This is a genomic window from Paraburkholderia bannensis (assembly GCF_014200455.1).
GTDB classification, from domain to species: Bacteria; Pseudomonadota; Gammaproteobacteria; order Burkholderiales; family Burkholderiaceae; genus Paraburkholderia; species Paraburkholderia bannensis_A.
In genome coordinates this window covers 85058-107823 of the sequence record NZ_JACHBW010000003.1, presented here as the reverse complement: position 1 = coordinate 107823, position 22766 = coordinate 85058, and the positions used below count along the sequence as shown (strand labels likewise).

15 protein-coding genes and 1 tRNA gene are annotated in these 22766 nt (G+C 63.7%); 8 read left to right on the top strand and 8 right to left on the bottom strand.

The features are described from left to right. The first annotated feature begins 583 nt into the window (after positions 1 to 583). Positions 584 to 1165, top strand: coding sequence for a phasin family protein (locus F4827_RS06190; protein ID WP_183722885.1), 582 nt, complete (start codon positions 584 to 586; stop codon positions 1163 to 1165). A 264-nt stretch (positions 1166 to 1429) separates the two neighbouring features. Here F4827_RS06190 and lpdA read toward each other — a convergent pair whose 3' ends face one another. From lpdA to aceE, 3 genes are all read right to left on the bottom strand, one after another. After that, positions 1430 to 3199, bottom strand: a complete 1770-nt coding sequence (gene lpdA / locus F4827_RS06185; RefSeq protein WP_183722883.1) for a dihydrolipoyl dehydrogenase — start codon at positions 3197 to 3199, stop codon at positions 1430 to 1432. A 99-nt stretch (positions 3200 to 3298) separates the two neighbouring features. Further along, positions 3299 to 4981, bottom strand: coding sequence for a dihydrolipoyllysine-residue acetyltransferase (gene aceF, locus F4827_RS06180; RefSeq protein WP_183722881.1), 1683 nt, complete (start codon positions 4979 to 4981; stop codon positions 3299 to 3301). Between the two features lie 77 nt (positions 4982 to 5058). After that, positions 5059 to 7755, bottom strand: a complete 2697-nt coding sequence (aceE, locus tag F4827_RS06175) for a pyruvate dehydrogenase (acetyl-transferring), homodimeric type (RefSeq protein ID WP_183722879.1) — start codon at positions 7753 to 7755, stop codon at positions 5059 to 5061. Positions 7756 to 8052: 297 nt separating this feature from the next. On the opposite strand from aceE, the gene fixL reads away from it, so the two are divergent. The 4 genes from fixL to F4827_RS06155 all read left to right on the top strand — a co-directional run bounded on the left by fixL (position 8053) and on the right by F4827_RS06155 (position 14808). Then, the gene (gene fixL / locus F4827_RS06170; protein WP_167056204.1) at positions 8053 to 10569 is read left to right on the top strand and encodes an oxygen sensor histidine kinase FixL; all 2517 of its coding nucleotides are present in this window, start codon (positions 8053 to 8055) and stop codon (positions 10567 to 10569) included. Beyond that, positions 10566 to 11225, top strand: coding sequence for an oxygen response regulator transcription factor FixJ (gene fixJ, locus F4827_RS06165; RefSeq protein ID WP_167056207.1), 660 nt, complete (start codon positions 10566 to 10568; stop codon positions 11223 to 11225). Before fixL ends, fixJ begins: the two co-directional genes overlap by 4 nt. A 350-nt stretch (positions 11226 to 11575) precedes the next feature. Further along, positions 11576 to 12430 carry a bifunctional methylenetetrahydrofolate dehydrogenase/methenyltetrahydrofolate cyclohydrolase FolD gene (folD, locus tag F4827_RS06160; protein WP_183722877.1) on the top strand — a complete coding sequence of 285 codons (855 nt, stop codon included), beginning with the start codon at positions 11576 to 11578 and terminating at the stop codon, positions 12428 to 12430. A gap of 281 nt (positions 12431 to 12711) precedes the next feature. Then, positions 12712 to 14808 (top strand): M3 family metallopeptidase, encoded by a 2097-nt coding sequence (locus F4827_RS06155; protein WP_183722875.1) that lies wholly within the window; start codon positions 12712 to 12714, stop codon positions 14806 to 14808. A 72-nt stretch (positions 14809 to 14880) separates the two neighbouring features. Here F4827_RS06155 and F4827_RS06150 read toward each other — a convergent pair whose 3' ends face one another. Then, a complete protein-coding gene (locus F4827_RS06150; RefSeq protein ID WP_183722873.1) occupies positions 14881 to 16167 on the bottom strand; it encodes an amidohydrolase family protein in 1287 nt (428 codons plus the stop codon). A gap of 247 nt (positions 16168 to 16414) precedes the next feature. Here F4827_RS06150 and F4827_RS06145 point away from each other — a divergent pair, with 247 nt between their 5' ends. Continuing rightward, entirely contained in the window at positions 16415 to 17110 is a 696-nt protein-coding gene (locus tag F4827_RS06145) for an aspartate/glutamate racemase family protein (RefSeq protein ID WP_183722871.1), read from the top strand. 11 nt (positions 17111 to 17121) lie between these two features. Here the strand turns inward: F4827_RS06145 and F4827_RS06140 are convergent, their stop codons facing one another. The 3 genes from F4827_RS06140 to F4827_RS06130 all read right to left on the bottom strand — a co-directional run bounded on the left by F4827_RS06140 (position 17122) and on the right by F4827_RS06130 (position 18485). Beyond that, positions 17122 to 17607, bottom strand: a complete 486-nt coding sequence (locus tag F4827_RS06140; RefSeq protein ID WP_183722869.1) for a hypothetical protein — start codon at positions 17605 to 17607, stop codon at positions 17122 to 17124. A gap of 119 nt (positions 17608 to 17726) precedes the next feature. Beyond that, positions 17727 to 17803: transfer RNA gene (locus tag F4827_RS06135), tRNA-Met, on the bottom strand. Between the two features lie 145 nt (positions 17804 to 17948). Continuing rightward, positions 17949 to 18485: a PadR family transcriptional regulator gene (locus F4827_RS06130; RefSeq protein WP_183722867.1), complete on the bottom strand. Its 537-nt coding sequence runs from the start codon at positions 18483 to 18485 to the stop codon at positions 17949 to 17951. Positions 18486 to 18656: 171 nt separating this feature from the next. Here F4827_RS06130 and F4827_RS06125 point away from each other — a divergent pair, with 171 nt between their 5' ends. Both F4827_RS06125 and xth read left to right on the top strand, forming a co-directional pair. Then, the gene (locus tag F4827_RS06125; RefSeq protein WP_183722865.1) at positions 18657 to 19637 is read left to right on the top strand and encodes a nitronate monooxygenase family protein; all 981 of its coding nucleotides are present in this window, start codon (positions 18657 to 18659) and stop codon (positions 19635 to 19637) included. Positions 19638 to 19782: 145 nt separating this feature from the next. Further along, a complete protein-coding gene (xth, locus tag F4827_RS06120; protein WP_183722863.1) occupies positions 19783 to 20568 on the top strand; it encodes an exodeoxyribonuclease III in 786 nt (261 codons plus the stop codon). A gap of 56 nt (positions 20569 to 20624) precedes the next feature. On the opposite strand, the gene F4827_RS06115 is transcribed toward xth, so the two are convergent. Further along, positions 20625 to 22706, bottom strand: a complete 2082-nt coding sequence (locus tag F4827_RS06115) for a prolyl oligopeptidase family protein (RefSeq protein WP_183722861.1) — start codon at positions 22704 to 22706, stop codon at positions 20625 to 20627. Positions 22707 to 22766 lie beyond the last annotated feature (60 nt).

The following is a 22766-nucleotide window of genomic DNA, read 5'->3' as shown; positions in this document are numbered from 1 at the left end:
ACCCTTGTGCAAACAACTGGCAGACAACGTTTGCTGCCTGCGCTGCTGTCGCCTACACATTAACGGCGCGCGTCGTGGATAACTTTATGTGGGATAAATACCGAGGCCTTGCTCTGACATCCGTGCCGCCGAACTACGCGACGCGCGATTCGACTGCAATAAAGGCTTAACGTTCCATGTAGGAATCCGGTGGACGCACCTCAGTGCATTCCCTGATAGACCTGCATGGGAACCGCCCGCGCATGCAAAACGCCACATTGCGCCGTCAGACTCAATCTTGCCAGAACCAGCGCGCATATGCGCATCCTTATCAGGCAAGGGATCGCGCGAAACCACCGAAGGACGCTATGACGCAGCTCAGCGAAAAAAGCGTTCGCACCCTCATGCCGCTCGCATAAGTGTTTGTTTAACAATACTTTAATGAGATTGTGCGCCGCATCAAAAGTCCTTGACATTCGTTTCAACCGACCTAAAATCAGGATCAATGTTGCGACGCACAAAGCGTTGAGCAGATCACCAGCGTCTTGCCACTTACTCCAGGCGACCCACCCTACGAGGCCGCCAACCATCCAGGAGCGTAAACATGAGTCTGCTGACCCCTGAGCAATTCGTCGCCGCACACAAGGCCAACCTCGAAACCCTGTTCGGTCTGACCGGCAAGGCATTCGAAGGCGTGGAAAAGCTGGTCGAATTGAACCTTCAGGCCGTTCGCTCGAATCTGGCGGAATCGCAGGAACAGGCGCAGCGTGCATTGTCGGCGAAGGATGCGCAGGAATTCTTCGCGCTGCAGTCGAGCTACGCCCAGCCGCTCGCCGAAAAGGTCCTCTCGTACGGCCGCCACGTTTATGAAATCGCCTCGGCTACGCAAGCCGAATTCGCGAAGGTTGCCGAAGCGCACTACCAGGAACAGAACCTCAAGGTGCAATCGCTCGTCGACAATGTCGCCAAGAACGCACCGGCCGGTTCGGAAACCGCTGTCGCCGTGATCAAGTCGGCCATCAACGCCGCCAACACCACGTACGAAACGGTTCACAAGGCCACCAAGCAAGCCGTTGAAATTGCCGAAAGCAACTTCAACGCCGCTACGGCTGCTGCCAGCAAGGCTGCTGCCCAGGCATCGCGTTCGGCATCGGCTGCCGCTGCTGCCGCCAAGAAGCCGGCCTGAGTCACTGGCGCTGGCCTGACTTCGGTCGGGATGCCAGCCTGAAACTCGCCCGCGCCTCGCGCCGGATCTGACGCTCCGACATGCCGCCCGGCATGTCGCTTGGCCCGGTCGCCGGCGACCGGGAATCTTTTTTACGCTCCGGCGCCTCTCGCACTCTCCCGGTCCGCGCGGCAAGTCTGCACGGCCCCAAAGAAAACGGCGCACTCCTCGCGGAGTGCGCCGTTTTTACTTTCGCACGCGCCGCCGAAGCGGCGCGCAGCGAAATTACTTCTTCTTTTGCGGCGGCAGGTCGGTACACACGCCTTCGTACAGCTCGGCGGCCATGCCGACTGATTCGCCCAGCGTCGGGTGCGGGTGAATCGTCTTGCCGATGTCGGTCGCATCCGCGCCCATTTCCACGGCCAGGCACACTTCGCTGATCAGATCGCCTGCGTTCAGACCGACGATTCCTCCGCCGATCACGCGATGCGTCTCTTCGTCGAAGATCAGCTTGGTGAAGCCTTCGTCGCGGCCATTGGCGATCGCGCGGCCCGAAGCGGCCCACGGGAATACTGCCTTGCCGTACTTGATGCCTTCGGCCTTGCACTGCTCTTCGGTCTTGCCGGCCCAGGCCACTTCCGGATCGGTGTAGGCCACCGACGGGATCTGCAGCGCATCGAAGTACGCCTTCTCGCCGTGCGCCGCTTCTGCTGCCACATGGCCTTCATGCACGGCCTTGTGCGCGAGCATCGGCTGACCGACCACATCGCCGATGGCGAAGATGTGCGGCACATTGGTGCGCAACTGCTTGTCGACTTCGATGAAGCCGCGATCCGTCACCGCCACGCCGGCCTTGTCCGCGCCAATCTTCTTGCCATTGGGCGAGCGGCCCACGGCGACCAGCACGAGGTCGTAGCGCTGCGCTTCGGCCGGAGCCTTTTCGCCTTCGAACGTAACGTAGATGCCGTCTTCCTTCGCTTCGGCCTTCGTCGTCTTCGTCTTGAGCATGACGTTCGCGAAACGCTTCGCGTTGTACTTCTCCCAGACCTTGACCAGATCGCGGTCGGCGCCGGCCATCAGGCCGTCGAGCATTTCCACCACATCGATCTGTGCACCAAGCGTCGAGTACACCGTGGCCATTTCCAGACCGATAATGCCGCCGCCGATCACCAGCATCTTCTGCGGAATCTGGCGCAGTTCGAGCGCGCCGGTCGAATCGACCACGCGCGGATCTTCCGGCATGAAGGGCAGCTTCACGGCCTGCGAACCGGCCGCAATGATCGCCTGCTTGAACTTGACGATCTTCTTGCCGTTTTCGCCCACCACTTCCATGTGGTGCGGATCGATGAACGAACCGAGGCCCGTCACGACTTCGACCTTGCGCGCCTTGGCCATGCCGGCGAGACCGCCGGTGAGCTTCTTGACGACGCCCGACTTGAAGTCGCGCAGCTTGTCGAGATCGATCTGCGGCTTGCCAAACGAGATGCCGTGCGATTCGAGCGCAGCGGCTTCGTCGATCACGAGCGCCGTGTGCAGCAGCGCCTTCGACGGGATGCAGCCGACGTTCAGGCACACGCCGCCAAGCGTCGCGTAACGCTCGACCAGCACGGTCTTCATGCCGAGGTCGGCGGAGCGGAACGCCGCCGAGTAGCCGCCCGGACCCGCGCCGAGCACGAGCATGTCGCATTCGACGTCGGCGCTGCCGCTGAAGCTGCCGGCTTGCGGTGCGGGTGCAGCCGCCTTCGGTGCTTCGGCGGCCTTCGGTGCTTGCGCAGCCTTGGGCGCTTCAGCCTTCGGAGCCGGCGCAGCCGCGCCTTCCGACACTTCGACGATTGCGACCACGGTGCCTTGCGACGCCTTGTCGCCGGCCTTGATCTTCACTTCCTTCACGGTGCCCGCGACTTCGCTGGGCACTTCCATCGTGGCCTTGTCCGATTCGAGCGAGAGCAGCGACTGCTCCTTCTCGATCACGTCGCCCGGCTTGATGTTGACTTCGATGACGTCGATGTCCTTGAAGTCGCCGATATCCGGCACTTTCACTTCGACGAGACTCATGGTGTCCCCTTCAGGAACGACCGCCCGCACCCGTCGCGTCGCGCACCTGCATGAACCCAGGCAGGCGCGGCGCGGCGGTGCGAACCGGTCGAAGCGGTTTTACAGGATCACGCGGCGGAAGTCGCCGAGGATCGAGCCGAGGTACGCGTTGAAGCGCGCGGCAGCGGCGCCGTCGATCACGCGGTGGTCGTACGAGAGCGAAAGCGGCAGCGTGAGGCGCGGCACGAACTGCTTGCCGTCCCACACCGGCTTCATGGCGCTCTTCGACAGGCCGAGGATCGCGACTTCCGGCGCGTTGATGATCGGCGTGAAATGCGTGCCGCCGATGCCGCCGAGCGACGAAATCGAGAAGCAGCCGCCTTGCATCTGGTCCGGCTTGAGCTTGCCGTCGCGGGCGAGCTTCGAGAGTTCGGCCATTTCCTTGGCGATATCGACGAGACCCTTCTTGTCGGCGTCGCGGATCACCGGAACGACGAGACCGTTGGGCGTGTCGGCAGCAAAACCGATGTGGTAGTACTGCTTGAAGACGAGGTTGTCGCCGTCCAGGCTCGCGTTGAACGCCGGAAACTTCTTGAGCGCGGCGACGCAGGCCTTGATGACGAAAGCGAGCATCGTGAACTTGACGCCGGCCTTCTCGTTTTCCTTGTTCAGCTGCACGCGCAGCGCTTCGAGGTCGGTGATATCCGCTTCGTCGTTGTTCGTGACGTGCGGGATCATGACCCAGTTGCGATGCAGGTTCGCGCCGGAGATCTTCTTGATGCGCGACAGCGGTTGCGTGTCGATCGGGCCGAACTTCGTGAAGTCGACCTTCGGCCACGGCAGCAGATTCAGACCCGCGCCGCCGCCAGCGGCCGGTGCGGCCGCAGCAGCGGGAGCCGCCAGCGCGCCGGTCATCACGCCCTTCACGAACGCGGTGACGTCGTCTTGCGTGATGCGGCCCTTGGGACCCGTGCCCGTGACGCGCCCTACATCGACGCCCAGGTCGCGCGCGAACTTGCGCACCGACGGCGAAGCGTGGCTCGGACGGCGCGAACCGCCTTCGCCTGCCGGGATGATCGGTGCTTGCGCGAGTGCCGAGGGCGCCGCCGGTGCGGCCTTGGCGGGCGCGGCCTGCGGTGCGTCGGACGGCTGTTCTGCCGGTGCCTTCGCAGCCGGTGCGGGCGCGGCAGCAGCAGCGCCTTCGGCTTCCACGACGATGATTTCCGCGCCTTCCGACACGTTGTCACCGACCTTGACCTTGATTTCCTTGACGATGCCGGCGACCGGGCTCGGCACATCCATGGTGGCCTTGTCCGATTCGAGCGTGACGAGCGACTGCTCCTTCTCGACACGGTCGCCCACCTTCACACCGATTTCGATAACCGGAACGTCCTTGTAGTCGCCGATATCCGGGACCTTGACGGTCTGCACGCCACCTGCTGCAGATGCGGCAGCGGGCGCAGCAGCAGCAGCCGGTGCGGGCGCCGCCGCTTGTGCGGGCGCGGCAGCCGGAGCGGCCGACTCTTGCTTCGCGGCCGGTGCGGCAGCGGGAGCCGCAGCAGCACCGCCTTCCAGCACGAGGACCAGCACGCCTTCCGAGACGTTGTCGCCGACCTTGACCTTCACTTCCTTGACCGTACCCGCAGCCGGGCTCGGCACGTCCATCGTCGCCTTGTCCGACTCCAGCGTGATGAGCGACTGCTCTTTCTCGACGGTGTCACCCGCCTTCACCAGCACCTCGATCACAGGGATGTCCTTGTAATCGCCGATGTCCGGCACCTTGACTTCGATCGCTTGACTCATTGTTAGTGTCTCCGGGGCCGCATAAGAACGCCTCCCCGCTTCGGGGAGGCGCGCTTGCGATGCACAGGGGTGATGCGTTAGACGGTCATCGGGTTGGGTTTCGACGGATCGAGGTTGTACTTGGCGAGTGCTTCGCCGACAACCTTGCGATCGATCTTGCCTTCGTCAGCCAGCGCGTTGAGCGCTGCAACCGTCGTCCAGTAACGATCGACTTCGAAGAAGTGACGCAGCTTCTCACGCGTATCCGAACGGCCGAAACCGTCGGTGCCGAGCACCACGAACTTGCGCGGCACCAGACCGCGGATCTGGTCGACCAGCGCGCGGATGTAGTCGGTCGAAGCAATGATCGGACCTTCCGTGCCCTTGAGCAGCTTCTCGACGTGCGATTCGCGGCGCGGCTCGCTCGGGTGCAGCAGGTTCCAGCGCTCGACTTCGTGGCCTTCGCGGGCCAGTTCCGTGAAGCTCGGCACGCTCCAGAGGTCGGACTCGACGCCCCAGTCGTTCTTGAGCAGGTCGGCGGCAGCGATGACTTCATTGAAGATCGTGCCTGCGCCCAGCAGCTGAACGCGCGGGCCCTTGGCCTTGGCGTCGCCCTTACGGAACGCGTACATGCCCTTGATGATGTCGGAGGCTACAGACTCGCCCTGCGGAATCGCCGGGTGCTCGTAGTTCTCGTTCATCACGGTGATGTAATAGAACACGTCTTCCTGGTCCTGCACCATGCGGCGCAGACCGTCCTGCATGATGACGGCGAGTTCGTAACCGAACGTCGGGTCATAGCTCACGCAGTTCGGCACCGAAGCGGCCCACAGGAGCGAGTGGCCGTCTTCGTGCTGCAGGCCTTCGCCGTTGAGCGTCGTACGACCGGCCGTGCCGCCCAGCAGGAAGCCGCGCGAACGCATGTCGCCAGCGGCCCACACCAGGTCGCCGATACGCTGCATGCCGAACATCGAATAGAAGATGTAGAACGGGATCATCGTCTCGCCGTGCGTCGAGTACGACGTCGCGGCCGCGATCCAGTCCGACATGCCGCCGGCTTCGTTGATGCCTTCCTGCAGGATCTGACCGCTTTCCGATTCCTTGTAGAACATCAGCTGGTCCGAATCTTCCGGCACGTACTTCTGGCCTTGCTGATTCCAGATACCGATCTGGCGGAACAGACCTTCCATGCCGAAGGTACGCGACTCGTCCGGCACGATCGGCACGACGCGCTTGCCGATCGCCTTGTCCTTCAACAGGATGTTGAGGATACGCACGAACGCCATCGTCGTGGAGATCTCACGGCCTTCGCCCGTGCCCTTGAGCAGCGGCTCGAAGGCGTCGAGCGCCGGCACCGGCAGCGACTCGGCCTTCTGGCGGCGAGCCGGCAGGTAACCGCCGAGGTCCATGCGCTTCTGGCGCATGTATTCGAGCTCCTTCGAACCTTCCTCGAACTTGAGGTATGGCACGTCGACGATCTGCTCGTCGGTGATCGGCAGGCGGAACTGGTCGCGGAACTTCTTGAGCTGATCCACCTGCATCTTCTTCTGCTGGTGGGTGATGTTCATGGCCTGGCCGGCTTCGCCCATGCCATAGCCCTTGATCGTCTTCGCGAGGATGACGGTCGGCTGGCCCTTGGAATTCGATGCCTCGTGGAACGCCGCGTAGATCTTGTGCGGATCGTGACCGCCGCGGTTCAGGTTCCAGATGTCGTCGTCGGACCAGTCGGCGACCAGCGCCTTGAGTTCGGGCGTGTTGAAGAAGTGTTCGCGAACATACGCGCCCGACTCCGATTTGTACGTCTGGTATTCGCCGTCGACGACTTCCATCATGCGGCGCATCAGCGCGCCGGTCTTGTCGCGGGCGAACAGCGCATCCCAGCGCGAACCCCAGATGACCTTGATGACGTTCCAGCCGGCACCACGGAACTCGCTTTCGAGTTCCTGGATGATCTTGCCGTTGCCGCGCACCGGGCCGTCGAGACGCTGCAGGTTGCAGTTGATGACGAACACGAGGTTGTCCAGACGCTCGCGGCCGGCCATGCCGATCGCGCCGAGCGATTCCGGCTCATCCGTTTCGCCGTCGCCGAGGAAGGCCCAGACCTTGCGGCCCTCGGTCTTCACGATGCCGCGCGCCTGCATGTACTTCATGAAGCGGGCCTGGTAGATCGCCATGATCGGGCCGAGGCCCATCGAGACGGTCGGGAACTGCCAGAAGTCGGGCATCAGCCACGGGTGCGGGTACGACGAGATGCCCTCGCCGCCCACTTCCTGACGGAAGTTGTCGAGCTGTTTTTCGCTCAGACGGCCGAGCAGGAACGCGCGCGAGTAGACGCCCGGCGACGAGTGGCCCTGCACGAAGATCAGGTCGCCACCGTGTTCCGGCGACGGCGCGTGCCAGAAGTGGTTGTAGCCGACGTCATAGAGCGTGGCCGCCGACGCGAACGAGGCGATGTGGCCGCCCACGTTGGTGTGCTTGCCGGCGCGCAGGACCATCGCCATGGCGTTCCAGCGCGTGTACGAACGGATGCGGTGCTCGATATCCTGGTCGCCCGGGTTCTTCGCCTGGGCCGCGACCGGAATCGTGTTGATGTACGGGGTATTGGCCGAGAACGGCAGATGTTCGCCATGCACGCGGGCGAATTCGATCTGCTTCTCGATCAGGTAGTGAGCGCGGTCGGGGCCGACGGTCGAGATGACGCCATCGAGCGCCTCCAGCCATTCGGCGGTTTCCTGAGGATCTTCGTCCTTTTCAGCGGCAACGTACTTCAGGACTTCGTCGGGTACAGCGGACATGCTCGTCTCCTCGATGTAGGGGAACGCTGTTGATCGGACCATGCGGGCAGCGACGCTTGTAGACGTGACCAGGCCGACCGCAGCAGCTTTGCGGGCGATTGTAATGACGGCCTCCGCCATCGCGCAAGGAAATTTTCGAATCGCGGGATGACATTTTATAATGCGAAAAATTGTTGCAGCGCACGCTGAATCGTTCGCGCCCTTGTGCCGATGTCGGCCAGTTTGAACCCGTTTATCGGCGATTTATCGCTTTTTTCGCGGCATTTCCGTGTCTTACGCTGAGCTACAATCCTTGCCATGTTGACCGAACGGCTTTTCGCACGCTCGGCGCGGCCGCCCGGTTCGCCCGGCGACACGTCGCCGTCCCGCTGGCACCACGGACCGTGGTGGTCGAATTCCTATTTGCTGACGCCTCTCCTGTCGATCCTGGTGTTCCTGATCGTCATGAGCCTGATCTTGTGGAGCCTGAACCGCCGCGAGCAGCAACAGCAGGAAGACACGCTCTACCGCAATGTCGCGTGGGCCCAGCAACAGATCCGCCTCTCCATGACAGGCGCGCAGGAGCAATTGCAGGCGCTCTCGCGCGATCTGGCCACCGGCCATTCCGACCCGCAGTATTTCCAGACGTCCACCACGGACATCATGCAGGGTCATCCGGAAATCCTTTACCTGAACTGGTACACGAGCCAGCAGGAGCCGCGCTGGCCCAATACCGCCATGCCGGTGTTCGGCCAGCGTCTGGCCAAGCCCAACGATTCGCAGATGGACGAGGCCGTGAAAGCCGCCTTCGCCGAAGCCCGCTCGTCGCGCCGCCAGGTGTATTCGCCGCTCATTTACGACGACGTCGGCAACGGCTACATCACGCTCCAGACGCCGGTATACCGCGATCGGGAATTTCTTGGCACGATCGCGGCCGTGTTCTCGGTCGAAGGCATACTGAAGCACGACATCCCGCCCGAGCTGTCGGCCAAGTACAAGATTTCGATCCTCGACGCCAACAACCGCGAACTCGCCACCACCTCGACGCGCCCGCGCCTGCCGCGCGACGTCTACTACGACCTGCCGCTCGATCCGCCGGGCCAGGGCGTGTCGGTGCGCGTGTACTCGTATCCGCAGATGACCAACTTCACGAACAACACGCTCGTGTGGCTGGTCGCGGGGCTGTCGTGCTTCGTGTTGTGGAGCCTCTGGAGCCTGTGGAAACACACGCGCCAGCGCTTCGAGGCGCAGCAGGCGCTGTATGCGGAAGCGTTTTTCCGCCGCGCGATGGAGAACTCGGTTTTGATCGGCATGCGCGTGCTTGACATGCATGGCCGGATTACGCACGTCAACCCGGCGTTTTGCCGCATGACGGGCTGGGATGAAAGCGATCTGGTGGGCAAGAACGCGCCGTTCCCTTACTGGCCGCGCGACGCCTATCCGGAAATGCAGCGCCAGCTCGACATGACGCTGCGCGGCAAGGCGCCCTCGTCCGGGTTCGAGTTGCGCGTGCGCCGCAAGGACGGCTCGCAGTTCCATGCACGCCTGTATGTTTCGCCGCTGATCGACAGTTCGGGCCGCCAGACCGGCTGGATGTCGTCGATGACCGACATCACCGAACCCAAGCGCGCGCGCGAAGAGCTCGCCGCCGCGCACGAGCGCTTCACCACCGTGCTGGAAAGCCTCGACGCCGCCGTGTCCGTGCTGGCCGCCGACGAAGCCGAGCTGCTGTTCGCCAACCGCTACTATCGCCACCTGTTCGGCATCCGTCCGGACGGCCATCTGGAACTGGCGGGCGGAGGCGGCTTCGATTCGGCCAGCGCCTCGTCGGATTCGATCGACATGGTGGACGCCTTCGCCGGGCTGCCCGCCACCGCACTGACGGAAAGCACGGCCGACGCGCAGGAAATCTACGTCGAAAGCATCCAGAAGTGGTTCGAAGTGCGTCGTCAGTACATCCAGTGGGTGGACGGCCATCTCGCGCAGATGCAGATCGCCACCGACATCACCACGCGCAAGCAGGCCCAGGAACTGGCCCGCCAGCAGGACGAAAAGCTGCAGTTCACCAGCCGCCTGATGACGATGGGCGAAATGGCCTCGTCGCTCGCGCACGAACTGAACCAGCCGCTCGCCGCGATCAACAATTACGCTTCGGGAACGGTCGCCCTGGTGAAATCGGGCCGCGGCGCGCCTGAGAATCTGCTGCCCGCGCTCGAAAAAACCGCGCAGCAGGCCGTGCGCGCTGGCATGATCATCAAGCGCATCCGCGAATTCGTGAAGCGCTCCGAACCCAAGCGCCAGGCCGCGCGTGTGGCCGACATCGTCGCCGACGCCGTGGGTCTGGCCGAAATCGAAGCGCGCAAGCGCCGTATCCGCATCGTGACCGACATGCGCTCGCGCATGCCCGTGATCTACGTCGATCCGGTGCTGATCGAGCAGGTGCTGGTCAACCTGCTGAAAAACGGCGCCGAAGCCATGGCCGAAGCCCGCCCGAATGCGGTCGACCCGGTCATTCGCGTGATCGTGAAGCGCGAAGGCGGCAACGTCTGCATCAGCGTGGTGGACCAGGGCCCGGGCGTGGACGAAGCCACGGCCGAGCGCCTGTTCGAACCGTTCTACAGCACCAAGTCCGACGGCATGGGCATGGGGCTGAATATTTGCCGCTCGATCATCGAATCGCATCGCGGGCGTCTCTGGGTGGTCAATAACATTGAAGCTGACGGCCACATCAGCGGCGCCACGTTCCATTGCAGTCTGCCAATCGGACAATCGGATAATCCTTCGAGGGATGGAACCGATGAACCGACTCCACAAACCGTTACGGGAGAGCCATGAACAGCCCAGTCACCACCCAGGAAACTGTCTTTGTCGTCGACGACGATGAGGCCGTACGAGACTCCCTGCGCTGGCTGCTCGAAGCGAACGGCTACCGCGTTCAGTGCTTCACGAGCGCCGAGGAATTCCTCGACGCTTACCAGCCTGCGCAGCAAGCCGGCCAGATCGCCTGTCTGATTCTGGACGTGCGTATGCAGGGCATGAGCGGGCTCGAACTGCAGGAGCGCCTGATCGCCGAAAATGCCTCGCTGCCGATCATCTTCGTGACGGGCCACGGCGACGTGCCGATGGCCGTGTCCACCATGAAGAAGGGCGCGATGGACTTCATCGAGAAGCCGTTCGACGAAGCCGAACTGCGCAAGCTGGTCGAGCGCATGCTGGAAAAGGCGCGCAGCGAAAGCACCAACGTGCAGCAGCAGCGTGCCGCCGCCGAGCGTCTGGGCAAGCTCACGGCGCGCGAGCATCAGGTGCTGGAGCGCATCATCGCCGGCCGCCTGAACAAGCAGATCGCCGACGACCTGGGCATCAGCATCAAGACCGTGGAAGCGCACCGCGCCAACATCATGGAAAAGCTCAACGTGAACACGGTCGCCGACCTGCTCCGTCTGGCGCTGTCCAACAAACCGCAGCAGGCGCAACAGCCGCAGCAGCAGTGAGGTCCGCATAAGGTCCGCAGTCAGTTTCGCGACCAGGTTCGCGGCGGCTTCCGTCAGGCCGCGAACGCTTCCCCCGCATCGCGGCGCGCTCCGTTTCAACCGGGGCAGCCGCGCTAGCGCATTCCTGCATCGCTTTCCTGCCCGGTACGGCCGCCAATCGCTCCTGCCGCGACAAGTCACGCCCGTCTGACAGGTATAATATCGGCCTTCGCAGCGGCGCCCGCTGCGCGCAACGCCCGGCTCCTTGGGTCTTCGGGCCCACGACCCGCCGCCGCGTGCGCGTAACCGCCCTCCCGTCGGGCGCGCTCCCCGTGCTTTTGTCACCCGCCACACTCGATTCTCGACCGACCATGACTGCCACCCTCATCGACGGCCTCGCCCTCTCCAAGAAACTGCGCGCCGATGTCGCCACGCGCGCCGCCGCCCTCACCGCTCGCGGCCATCAGCCGGGCCTCGCGGTCGTGCTGGTCGGCGACAATCCGGCCAGCGAAGTCTACGTGCGCAACAAGATCAAGGCGTGCGAGGACAATGACCTGCATTCGTCGTACGACCGCTATCCGGCCGAGCTGTCGGAAGCCGATCTGCTCAAGCGCATCGACGAACTGAACAACGATCCGAAGATCAACGGCATCCTCGTGCAGTTGCCGCTGCCGAAGCACATCGACAGCCACAAGGTGATCGAAGCCATTGCGCCCGAGAAGGACGTGGACGGCTTCCACGTCGCCAACGCCGGTGCGCTGATGACGGGCCAGGCGCTGTTCCGCCCCTGCACGCCTTACGGCGTGATGAAGATGTTCGAGGAGTACAACATTCCCCTCGAAGGCGCGAACGCCGTGGTGATCGGCCGCTCGAACATCGTCGGCAAGCCGATGGCGCTGCTGCTGCTCGAAAAGGGCGCCACCGTCACGATCTGCCACAGCAAGACGCGCGATCTGGCGAAGCACACGCTCGACGCCGATATCGTCGTGGCGGCCGTTGGCAAGCGCAACGTCCTGACCGCCGACATGATCAAGCCGGGCGCAACCGTGATCGACGTGGGCATGAACCGCGACGACAACGGCAAGCTGTGCGGCGACGTCGATTTCGCGGGCCTGAAGGACAAGGCCGGCTTCATCACGCCGGTGCCGGGCGGCGTCGGCCCGATGACGATCACCATGCTGCTCGTCAACACGATCGAAGCGGCGGAGCGTGCGGCAGGCGTGTAAGCGCAACGCCTCGCCCTCCCCATCCGTAGTCACGAAGCGGCCCTGAACGGGCCGCTTTGCTTTTTGGGGCGCAGACCCGGAGCCCGGGTGAGCGACGATTGCGCCGCCCCACCCCGACTTCTGTTAATTTGCTCGGATGACCCGGTTGGAAAGTGCGCACCGCGCCCCAATAACCGATCTATCGGGGCGCAGCCCGGCGCAACAGTCATGGCGCCAGCCCCGGCCCCACGAGTGCGACAACCGCATGCGAATCAACCGCGACAGAAGGAACAGGACGCATCATGGCAATTACTTCCTCCGATAATCCGCTGCTCGATTTTTCCGGCCTGCCGCGCTTTGGCGAGATCCGTCCCGAACACGTGACGCCCGCGCTCGACGTGCTGCTCGCCAACGCCAGCGCCGCCGTCGAACGCGCCGCGCAACCCATGACGCCCGCGCAATGGAGCGACGTGGTCGAACCGGTCGAGCGCGTTACCGAACCGCTCTCGCGCGCCTGGGGCGTGATTGGCCACCTGAACGCCGTCGCCGATACCCCTGAACTGCGCGCCGTTTATGGCGAGAATCTGCCGCGCGTGACCGAGTTCTGGTCGAGCGTCGGCCAGAATCTCGCCTTGTACGAAAAGTACAAGGCCATTACGAATCACAACTCTTTCCAGCTGCTCACGAACGAGCGCAAGAAGATTCTCAATAACGCGCTGCGCGACTTCCGCCTCTCGGGTGCAGAACTGCCCGAAGACCAGAAGCCGCGTTTCGCCGAACTGCAGGAGCGCCAGGCCGCGCTCTCAAAGGCGTTCTCGGATCACGTGCTGGACGCCACCAACGCCTACGCGTTCTACGCGAAAGACGAAAGCGAACTGGCGGGCCTGCCCGAAGACGTGATCGCCGCCGCGCGCGAAGCCGCTGAGCGCGAGAACAAGGAAGGCTACAAGTTCACGCTGCACTTCCCGTCGTATTTCCCGGTCCTGCAGTATTCGGAAAACCGCGCGATGCGCGAGACGATGTACCGCGCCTATGTGACACGCGCATCGGAACTCGGCCCGGTCTACGGCGGCGGCAAGCCCGAATGGGACAACACCACGATCGTCGACGAGCAACTGAAGCTGCGCGCCGAAGAAGCGAAGATGCTCGGCTACAACAACTTCGCCGAAGTCTCGCTCACACCGAAGATGGCGGAGACGCCAGCGCAGGTCATGAGCTTCCTCGAAGACCTCGCCACGCGCGCGCGGCCGCATGCGGAAAAGGACTGGCAGGAACTGAAGGACTTTGCCGCCAGCGAACTGGGCCTCACCCAGCTCGAACCGTGGGACATGGCCTTCGCGGCTGAGCGTCTGCGCCAGAAGCGCTACTCGTTCTCGGAAAACGAGGTCAAGCAATACTTCCCCGAAGACTTCGTGCTCAAGGGCCTCTTCAAGGTCACCGAAACGCTTTTCGGCGTGCGGATCCGCGACGACAGCGCGCCGGTCTGGAACGACGACGTGCGCTTCTTCCGCGTCGAGAACGCAGACGGCACGCTGGTCGCCCAGTTCTATCTCGACCTCTACGCACGTGAAGGCAAGCGCGGCGGCGCCTGGATGGACGATGCGCGCTCGCGCCGCAAGCTCGACGCAAACGGCGTGCAGACGCCGGTCGCCTACCTCACCTGCAACTTCTCCGCGCCGGTGGGCGGCCGTCCGGCCTGCTTCACGCACGACGAAGTCATCACGCTGTTCCATGAGTTCGGCCATGGCCTGCATCACATGCTCACGCGTGTCGATGAACTGTCGGTGTCGGGCATCAACGGCGTGGAGTGGGACGCGGTGGAACTGCCCTCGCAGTTCATGGAGAACTTCTGCTGGGAATGGGACGTTCTCACCGAAATGACCTCGCACGTCGAAACGGCCAAACCGCTGCCGCGCGAACTGTTCGACAAGATGATCGCCGCGAAGAACTTCCAGAGCGGTCTGGGCACGCTGCGCCAGATCGTGTTCTCGATGTTCGACATGGCGCTGCACGTCGACTTCGACGCGTCGAAGGGCAAGAGCGTCAATGACCTCGCACGCGAGATCAACGAGCGCTATCACGTGATCGCGCAGGCGCCGTTCTCGCGCTGGCCGAATACGTTCAGTCATATCTTCGCGGGCGGCTACGCGGCGGGCTACTACAGCTACAAGTGGGCCGAAGTGCTGTCCGCCGACGCTTACGCGGCGTTCGAGGAAGCCGCGCAGGCCGCGCAGTCGAGCGTGCTCGACCCGGCCACCGGCACGCGTTATCGCCAGGAAATTCTGGAAGTGGGCGGCAGCCGCCCGGCGATGGAATCGTTCAAGGCGTTCCGCGGCCGCGAGCCGAATATCGACGCGCTGCTGCGTCATAACGGCATGGAGCAGCCGCCGGCGCAGTAAGCGCGCTGGGCTTTGTCGCCGTGAATGAGACCGCGCACCGCACCGTGCGCGGTTTTTTTATGGCCCGGCGCTTTAGCGATGCAGCTTGAAATCGACGTTATCGGGCCGCCCGTCGAGCGTAAGCGATGCGCGTTGCGCGGGTTGGCGGCTCACGATCTTGCCGCGGCTCACCACGGCCAGGCGCGCCGCACGCAGCCGGATCGCTTCGATCGGATCGCGCGCGTCGAGGACCACCAGGTTCGCTGCGCAGCCCGGCGCAACACCATAACCCTCCAGGCCGAGAATCCTCGCGGGATTCACGGTGACGGCATCGAAGCACGCGCGCGATGCGTCGACGCCCGTCATCTGCGCAACGTGCAGTCCCATCTGCGCAACTTCGAGCATATCGCCCGAGCCGAAGCTGTACCACGGGTCCATCACGCAATCGTGGCCAAACGCGACCGTCACGCCCGCCGCCATCAACTCGGGCACCCGCGTCATGCCGCGACGTTTCGGATAGGTATCGGCGCGCCCTTGCAGCGTGATGTTGATGAGCGGATTGGCAATCGCAGCCACGCCCGATTCGCGCATCAGCGGAATCAGCTTGCTCACGTAGTAGTTGTCCATCGAATGCATCGAGGTGAGGTGCGAGCCTGTCACGCGCCCCTGCAAACCGAGCCGATGCGTTTGAGCCGCCAGCGTTTCGATATGGCGCGAGAGCGGGTCATCGGATTCGTCGCAATGCATGTCGACGCGCAGGCCCTTTTCCGCCGCGAATTCGCAGAGCAGCCGCACGGATTCCGCGCCGTCGGCCATGGTGCGCTCGAAGTGCGGAATGCCGCCCACCACGTCCACGCCCATCGCGATCGCACGCTTGAGATTGTCGAACGCGCCCGCGCTGCGCAGCACGCCGTCCTGCGGAAACGCCACCAGCTGCAGATCGAGATACGGCGCGACACGGCGCTTCACTTCCAGCAGCGCTTCCACCGCCAGCAGACGCGGATCGCAGACATCGACGTGCGAGCGAATCGCCAGCAGCCCGCGCGCGACCGCCCAGTCGCAGTACTGGAGCGCGCGTTCGACCAGCGCTTCCTGCGTGAGATGCGGCTTGAGTTCGCCCCAAAGCGCTATGCCCTCCAGCAGCGTGCCGGAAGCATTCACGCGCGGCAGACCGTAGGACAGTGTGGCGTCCATATGGAAATGCGCATCGATAAAGGGCGCGCTCACGAGCGAACCGGCCGCGTCGATCTCCTCGCGCGCCTGCGCATCCAGACGCGCCTCGACAGCGGTGATGCACCCCGCCTCGATGCCGATATCGACCGCGGCATGGCCGGTGGGATGGCCATGCGCGAGCACGGCGCGGCGAATGATCAGGTCCATGGGGGGCTCCTTGCTGGCGCGTTGTTCTGGCGGCGTAGTTTTGACGGCGTAGTTTTGACGGCGTTCTTCCGACGTGCCGTGCTGGCACGGCGTACCGATTCTATCGGTGACAGAAATCGGCGGCCAGATCGATTGTCCGCGCAGGCGGCCTTCGCTGTATCGTGACACCCCGGCGAAACCGTACCTGTACAGTCGAAACGGCACGCCTATACTCGTGCGGACACTTCGACCATTCTCGGTGCGGACAATGAAGACAATCGGCGTGATTGGCGGGATGAGCTGGCAATCGTCCGCGGAGTATTACCGGCTGCTCAACAGCGGGATGAAGGCGCGTCTGGGCGGCCATCACAACGCGCGCAGCCTGATGGTGACAGTCGATTTCGCGCAGATCGAAGCCCTGCAGCGCAGCGGCGACTGGGACGCGCTAGGCCAACTGATGGCGCAAGCCGCGCTGCAACTGGAGCGCGGCGGCGCCGGCATCGTGCTGCTCGCGACCAACACGATGCATCGCGCGTGTGCATCGATCGAGGCGGCGATCACGATCCCCTTCCTGCATATCGCCGATCCGACGGGTGCGGCCTTGCGTACGGCGGGCGTCACGCGCGTGGGACTGCTGGGCACGCGCTATACGATGGAGCAGGATTTTTACGTGGGCCGCCTGCGCGAGGTGCACGGCATCGAAGCGATCGTGCCCACGGCGACCGAGCGTGACGACGTGCATCGCATCATCTACGACGAGCTGTGTCACGGCGTGGTGAAGGATGAATCACGCGCGGTCTATCAGCGTGTAATCGACGCGCTGGCTGCGCGCGGTGCGCAAGGCGTGATCCTCGGTTGCACGGAAATCACGTTGCTGATCGGCGCGCGGGATTGCGCGCTGCCCGTGTTCGACACGACCGCCCTGCATGCGCAAGCGGCCGTGGAGTGGGCTTTGCAGGACTGAGCGCGGCGAGTCTAGTGGTTCGACACGTCGATCGAGGCCCGCAGATTGAAACGCTTGCCGTCGAAGGCGTAGTAGTAAGTGCCGTGTTCCGCGCTCTCGTTGCGGCTGCCGCGAATCACGAGCAGGCAACTGTCGGCTTGATACTTCAGCGGCTGCGTCACATCGAGCGGCCAGTCCGACACGCTGAACGGCAACGACGTCACGCGCCCTGAGGTCGTATCGATCGCGGCAGCCATAACGCAGCCGCCGCCGCAGCCCCATTGCGCAAGGATGTAGTGGCCCGCGAAATCCACGGGCTGCTTCGACGCCTCCCGAATCGCACTACGATATTGACGCGCACGCGCATCGGAAAAGACCAGATGCGGGACGGCGTGCTTCGCCTTGACGGCGGCTGGGCAATCGGAAAATCGTGGTTTCCGAAGCGGAGTTTGTGCGCAAACGATGCCTGACATCGTGCCGGCTGCCAGCAAAGTCAAAATGCCGAATGTTCGGTTCATGATGATCAGTCACCGTACAGCACCGTACAGTTTTGGGCCGGACAAGCTGACGCGCAAAAACAAAAAAGGGTTACACGCCGATGCGTTGTAACCCTTGATTGCTTCTGACAGAACAGCTTTGGTTGCGGGGGTAGGATTTGAACCTACGACCTTCGGGTTATGAGCCCGACGAGCTGCCAGACTGCTCCACCCCGCGTCCGTCAGAAAAAAGAATTATAGGGTGAGACTGTCATAACGTCAACACCTATTTTTGATAAGTACTCTGGGTCGGCAAGACGAGTCTGGACGAGTTCACGCTGAGTTCAGACACGCCGATCCCAATTACTTCGGAATCCAGATGATTATCGCGAGTCGTCGTTCAGCAGTGCAGGCAACCCGTCGGCCCATTCGAGCCACGTCTCCTGGGTGCGAATCCCCGCCTTCAGAATTGCATACTGCAACTGCTGCCCACGCGTGAGCGATGGCGCGCCAAAGTCGCGTTGCTCGATGGCGCGATAGGTGTCGAGCCGTTCGCGCGCCTGCGCGATCATCTGCTGCAACTGATCGCCCAGGCCCAGCGGCCCGATCACCGCATCGGCGCGCAGCTTGAGCAGCAGCAGATTGCGATCATCCACGCCCAGACGCGTTTCGCGCGCCCAGCGCACCACCTCCTCGCGCCCGACCGGCAGTACGCGATAGACCTTTTTGCGCGTAGCCGCCGCGTCCTCCTCGACCACAGCGACCCAGCCCGCCTCCACCATGCGGCCGAGTTCGCGATAGATCTGCTGATGGGTGGCCTGCCAGAAGTAAGCAATCGCACGGTCGAAGCGCCGCGCGAGGTCGTAACCGGAAGACGGCTTTTCCAGCAGGGCGATGAGGATGGCGTGTGGCGTGGACATGCGCCGATTCTAAACCACCGGTTCCGCGATACCGCCCCGGTTAATCCCCGAGCGCGGATACTATGCAACCAGTTGCATGGTATCCACTGCTTTGCTATGTTTGCCGACACCAACAACACGACGGCGCCCCGCCAATCCGACCGGGCCGCCGGTTCCGTCCAGGAGATACGCATGTCCTTGCCCGCCGTTCTGCGCCGCGGTCTGTCGATTCCCGTCGTCGGCTCGCCGCTGTTCATCATCTCGAATCCCGATCTCGTGATCGCGCAGTGCAAGGCGGGCGTGGTCGGCTCGTTCCCCGCGCTCAACGCTCGCCCCGAGCACGTACTCGGCGAATGGCTCGACCGCATCACCACCGAACTCGCCGAATACAACGCGAAACATCCCGACGCCCCGGCCGCGCCGTTCGCCGTTAACCAGATCGTCCACAAGTCCAACGACCGGCTGGAGCACGATCTGGGCATCTGCGCGCAGTACAAGGTGCCCATCGTCATTACGTCGCTGGGCGCGCGCGCCGAAGTCAACGACGCGATTCACGCATGGGGCGGCATCGTGCTGCATGACGTGATCAACAATACGTTCGCGAAGAAGGCGATCGAGAAAGGCGCGGACGGCCTGATTGCCGTCGCCGCCGGGGCAGGCGGCCACGCAGGCACGCTCTCGCCGTTCGCGCTGATTCACGAGATCCGCGAGTGGTTCGACGGCCCGCTGCTGCTCTCGGGCGCGATCGGCAACGGCAATGCGATTCTCGCCGCCCAGGCAGCGGGCGCGGACCTCGCGTATATCGGCTCGGCGTTCATTGCCACGCAGGAAGCCAATGCGGTCGAGGCCTACAAGCAGATGATCGTCGAGAGCAGCGCCGCCGATATCGTCTATTCGAATCTCTTCACCGGCGTGCACGGCAACTATCTGCGTCCGAGCATCGTGGCGAGCGGCCTCGATCCGGACGCCCTGCCGGAATCGGATCCGTCGAAGATGAGCTTCGCGTCGAGCGGCGCGAAGGCGTGGAAGCACATCTGGGGTTCGGGCCAGGGCATCGGCGCGGTGAAGAGCGTGACGCCGGCCGCCGATCTGGTCGCGCGGCTCAAGCGCGAATACGATGCGGCGCGCGCGCGGCTGGGCGTGGTTGCCGATACGCAGGCTGCCGTTGCCTGATCGTCGATAGCGCGCGCGCAGCGCCGCGTTTGCGGCTTCCCGGCGGCGAAACACGCGGCGAACGCCGCCTGGCCGGGCGCTCACCAAGCGGCTATAGTGCGGTATCCGCATCTCTAGCCGCTTGGCTTGTCCAACTTATCAATTCATGAAAATCGCCACCTGGAACGTCAATTCCCTCAAGGTCCGTCTGCAGCACGTCATCGACTGGCTTGGCGAAAGCAAGGTAGACGCGCTCTGCCTGCAGGAGCTCAAGCTCACCGACGACAAATTCCCGCGCGCCGAACTCGAAGCGCAAGGCTATCGCAGCTGGTTCGCGGGCCAGAAGACCTATAACGGCGTGGCCATTCTCGTGCGCGACGACCTCGCTGTCGACGACGCGACGATCGTGCGCAACATTCCCGGCTTCGAAGATCCGCAGCAGCGCGTGATCGCAGCGACGGTGGACGGCGTGCGTCTCGTGAGCGCCTATTTCCCGAACGGTCAGGCGCCGGGCACGGAAAAGTTCGCCTACAAGCTCGCGTGGCTCGACGCGATGCACGACTGGCTCGCGCAGGAAATGCAGGCGTATCCGAAGCTCGCGCTGCTCGGCGATTACAACATCGCGCCCGAAGATCGCGACGTGCATGATCCCAAGGCGTGGGAGGGCCAGAATCTGGTTTCGCCCGAAGAACGCGCGCAGTTCGAGCGGCTGATCGCGCTGGGCTTTGTCGATTCGTATCGACAGTTCGAGCAGCCCGAGAAGATGTTCACGTGGTGGGATTACCGCATGTTCGCGTTCCGCCGCAACGCGGGCCTGCGCATCGATCACATCCTGCTCTCGCCCGCGCTTGCACCGGCGCTCGTGTCGTGCGAGATCGACAAGGTGCCGCGCAAATGGGAGCAACCGTCCGATCACACGCCGGTCGTCGCGACGCTCAATCTCGCGGGCTGAGCGCGCAAGCAAACCGGGCGGCTTGAAGCAGGCCGCCCACGCGCATCAGATTGCAATCACCACGTTCCGCCGAGCGTGGTCCACAAGAAGCGGAACACCAGCGCATCGTACTGCGCGCGTTCCAGCGCATCGCTGCCCGGCCCGTGGCCGCCATCCGTGTTCTCCAGATACCAGACGTTCGCGTGCCCCTGCGCCTGCATGCGCGCGACCATCTTGCGCGCATGCGCGGGATGCACGCGATCGTCGCTCGTCGAGGTCGTAAACAGCACATCCGGATACGCGACGCCCGCCTTCACGCGCTGATAGGGCGAGTACGCAGCCAGCGCGCGGGCTTCTTCGGGATCCTCGGGATCGCCGTATTCGTCGATCCACGATGCGCCCGCGTGCAGCAGCGCATAGCGCTGCATGTCGAGCAAAGGCACTTCGCAGAGCACCGCGCCAAATAGCTCCGGCCGCTGCACCATGCACGCGCCAACCAGCAAGCCGCCATTGCTGCCGCCACGGATGCCCAGTTGCGGCGCGCTCGTGAAGCCTTGCGTGACCAGTTCCTGCGCAACCGCGATGAAATCGTCGAACGAACGCTGCCGGTTCTCGCACTGCGCCTGCACGTGCCACGACGAACCGTACTCGCCGCCGCCGCGAATGTGCGCAATCGCGACAATGCCGCCCTGCTCCAGCCAGCCGATGCCCGAACCCACAAGGTACTGCGGCGTGAGCGAAATCGCGAAACCGCCATAACCCTCCAGCAGGCAGGGCAGCGGCTTGCGCGCTCCGCCTTCGAGCGCATCGCGCGGGCCAATCACGGTGAACGGCACCTGCGTGCCGTCGGCGGAGCGCGCGTGCGAACGGATCACGGTGAGCGACGCGGAGTCGAATTGCGTGGGCCAGCGATCGAGCAGTTCCCACGTTTGCAGATCCTCGTTCGCGAGGTCCGCGAGCCAGTATTCGGGCGGCTGCAGATAATCGTCGACATCGACGAAAACTTCGTCGTTGAGCGTGTCTTCGATAGGCGAAACATCCACCTGCGAGCTTGCGCGCCCAGGGAACAGGCGCGATTGCCAGCGCCACGCACCCTGCGCTTGAACGGGCTGCCACAGCATCGTGCGGCTTTGCACATCGTCGAGCCAAGACACGATCAAGACGTTCTTCGTATAAGTCCAGTCGCATGCCGACGTGACCGGCGTGGGCGTGAAGAGCGCCGTCACATCGCGATTGCCCGCTACGAACGCGTCTTCGCGGATGGCGAGCAGCGAGCCGCCCGCATACGTGCGCCCGTCCAGCGTCCAGTCAAGACGCGGTTCGAGCAGCAGCCAGCCATGCCACGCTCCCACGGCCACGTGCGAGGGCACGTCGTACAGCCGCCACTGTCCCTGCGCATCGAGACGATACGAATAGGAGTCGAAGAAGTCGACGCTGCGCACCACATCGTGCCGCTGCTCGATCGGATCGTAATCGCCTTCCACGCTGATATCGTCGAACTCGCCGCGGAATACCACGGTCGCGTCCGCCAGACGCTCGCCGCGGCTCCAGCGGCGCACTTCGCGCGGATAGCCCGAACGCGTGAGCGTCTTCTTGCCGTGATCCCAACCCACGTACACGGTGTCGCGGTCGATCCACGAGATCGTATGCTTGCCCTCCTTCCCGATGGCAAAACCACCGTCGACAAACACGCGCCGTTCGAGATCGAATTCACGTACGGTCACGGCATCGGCGCCGCCATCGGAAAGCTGGATGAGCGCGCGGTCGCCATCGGGATAGAGAATGTCGATGCCGGCGCACACCCACGGCACGCCCTCCTCCTCACCAAGCGCATCGAAGTCGATCAGGCTTTCCCACTGCGGACGATGTGCGCGCCAGTCGGCCCATTTCGCGCGCCGCCACAGCCCCTTGGGATTGTCTTCGTCTTCCCAGAGATCGTAGGCCCAGTCCTGCCAGCGGGTGGGGATCACGGGGCGTTCGCGCGGCAGATAGGCCTGCGCCAGACGCTTCTCCAGCGCCTCGAAGCGCGGGCCGCCCTGCCACGCAGCGCGCGTGCGCGCGTTCTGCTGCTCGACCCACGCCATCGCGGCGGGATCGTCGAGCTCTTCGAGGGACAGGAAGGGATCGGCCTCGGCGGGCCAGGGAGAAGTCACGGGCATATTCAGTTATCGACGGGAAAACAGCGTCGATTATGCCCCAGCGCGTTGGTGCGCAGCGGT

Coding starts and splice junctions, on each gene's coding strand:
- xth (WP_183722863.1), top strand. CDS start 19,783: ATGAAAATCGCCACCTGGAACGTCAATTCCCTCAAGGTCCGTCTGCAG.
- fixJ (WP_167056207.1), top strand. CDS start 10,566: ATGAACAGCCCAGTCACCACCCAGGAAACTGTCTTTGTCGTCGACGAC.
- fixL (WP_167056204.1), top strand. CDS start 8,053: ATGTTGACCGAACGGCTTTTCGCACGCTCGGCGCGGCCGCCCGGTTCG.
- F4827_RS06155 (WP_183722875.1), top strand. CDS start 12,712: ATGGCAATTACTTCCTCCGATAATCCGCTGCTCGATTTTTCCGGCCTG.
- aceF (WP_183722881.1), bottom strand. CDS start 4,981: ATGAGTCAAGCGATCGAAGTCAAGGTGCCGGACATCGGCGATTACAAG.
- F4827_RS06115 (WP_183722861.1), bottom strand. CDS start 22,706: ATGCCCGTGACTTCTCCCTGGCCCGCCGAGGCCGATCCCTTCCTGTCC.
- lpdA (WP_183722883.1), bottom strand. CDS start 3,199: ATGAGTCTCGTCGAAGTGAAAGTGCCGGATATCGGCGACTTCAAGGAC.
- F4827_RS06190 (WP_183722885.1), top strand. CDS start 584: ATGAGTCTGCTGACCCCTGAGCAATTCGTCGCCGCACACAAGGCCAAC.
- aceE (WP_183722879.1), bottom strand. CDS start 7,755: ATGTCCGCTGTACCCGACGAAGTCCTGAAGTACGTTGCCGCTGAAAAG.
- F4827_RS06140 (WP_183722869.1), bottom strand. CDS start 17,607: ATGAACCGAACATTCGGCATTTTGACTTTGCTGGCAGCCGGCACGATG.
- F4827_RS06145 (WP_183722871.1), top strand. CDS start 16,415: ATGAAGACAATCGGCGTGATTGGCGGGATGAGCTGGCAATCGTCCGCG.
- F4827_RS06130 (WP_183722867.1), bottom strand. CDS start 18,485: ATGTCCACGCCACACGCCATCCTCATCGCCCTGCTGGAAAAGCCGTCT.
- F4827_RS06150 (WP_183722873.1), bottom strand. CDS start 16,167: ATGGACCTGATCATTCGCCGCGCCGTGCTCGCGCATGGCCATCCCACC.
- F4827_RS06125 (WP_183722865.1), top strand. CDS start 18,657: ATGTCCTTGCCCGCCGTTCTGCGCCGCGGTCTGTCGATTCCCGTCGTC.
- folD (WP_183722877.1), top strand. CDS start 11,576: ATGACTGCCACCCTCATCGACGGCCTCGCCCTCTCCAAGAAACTGCGC.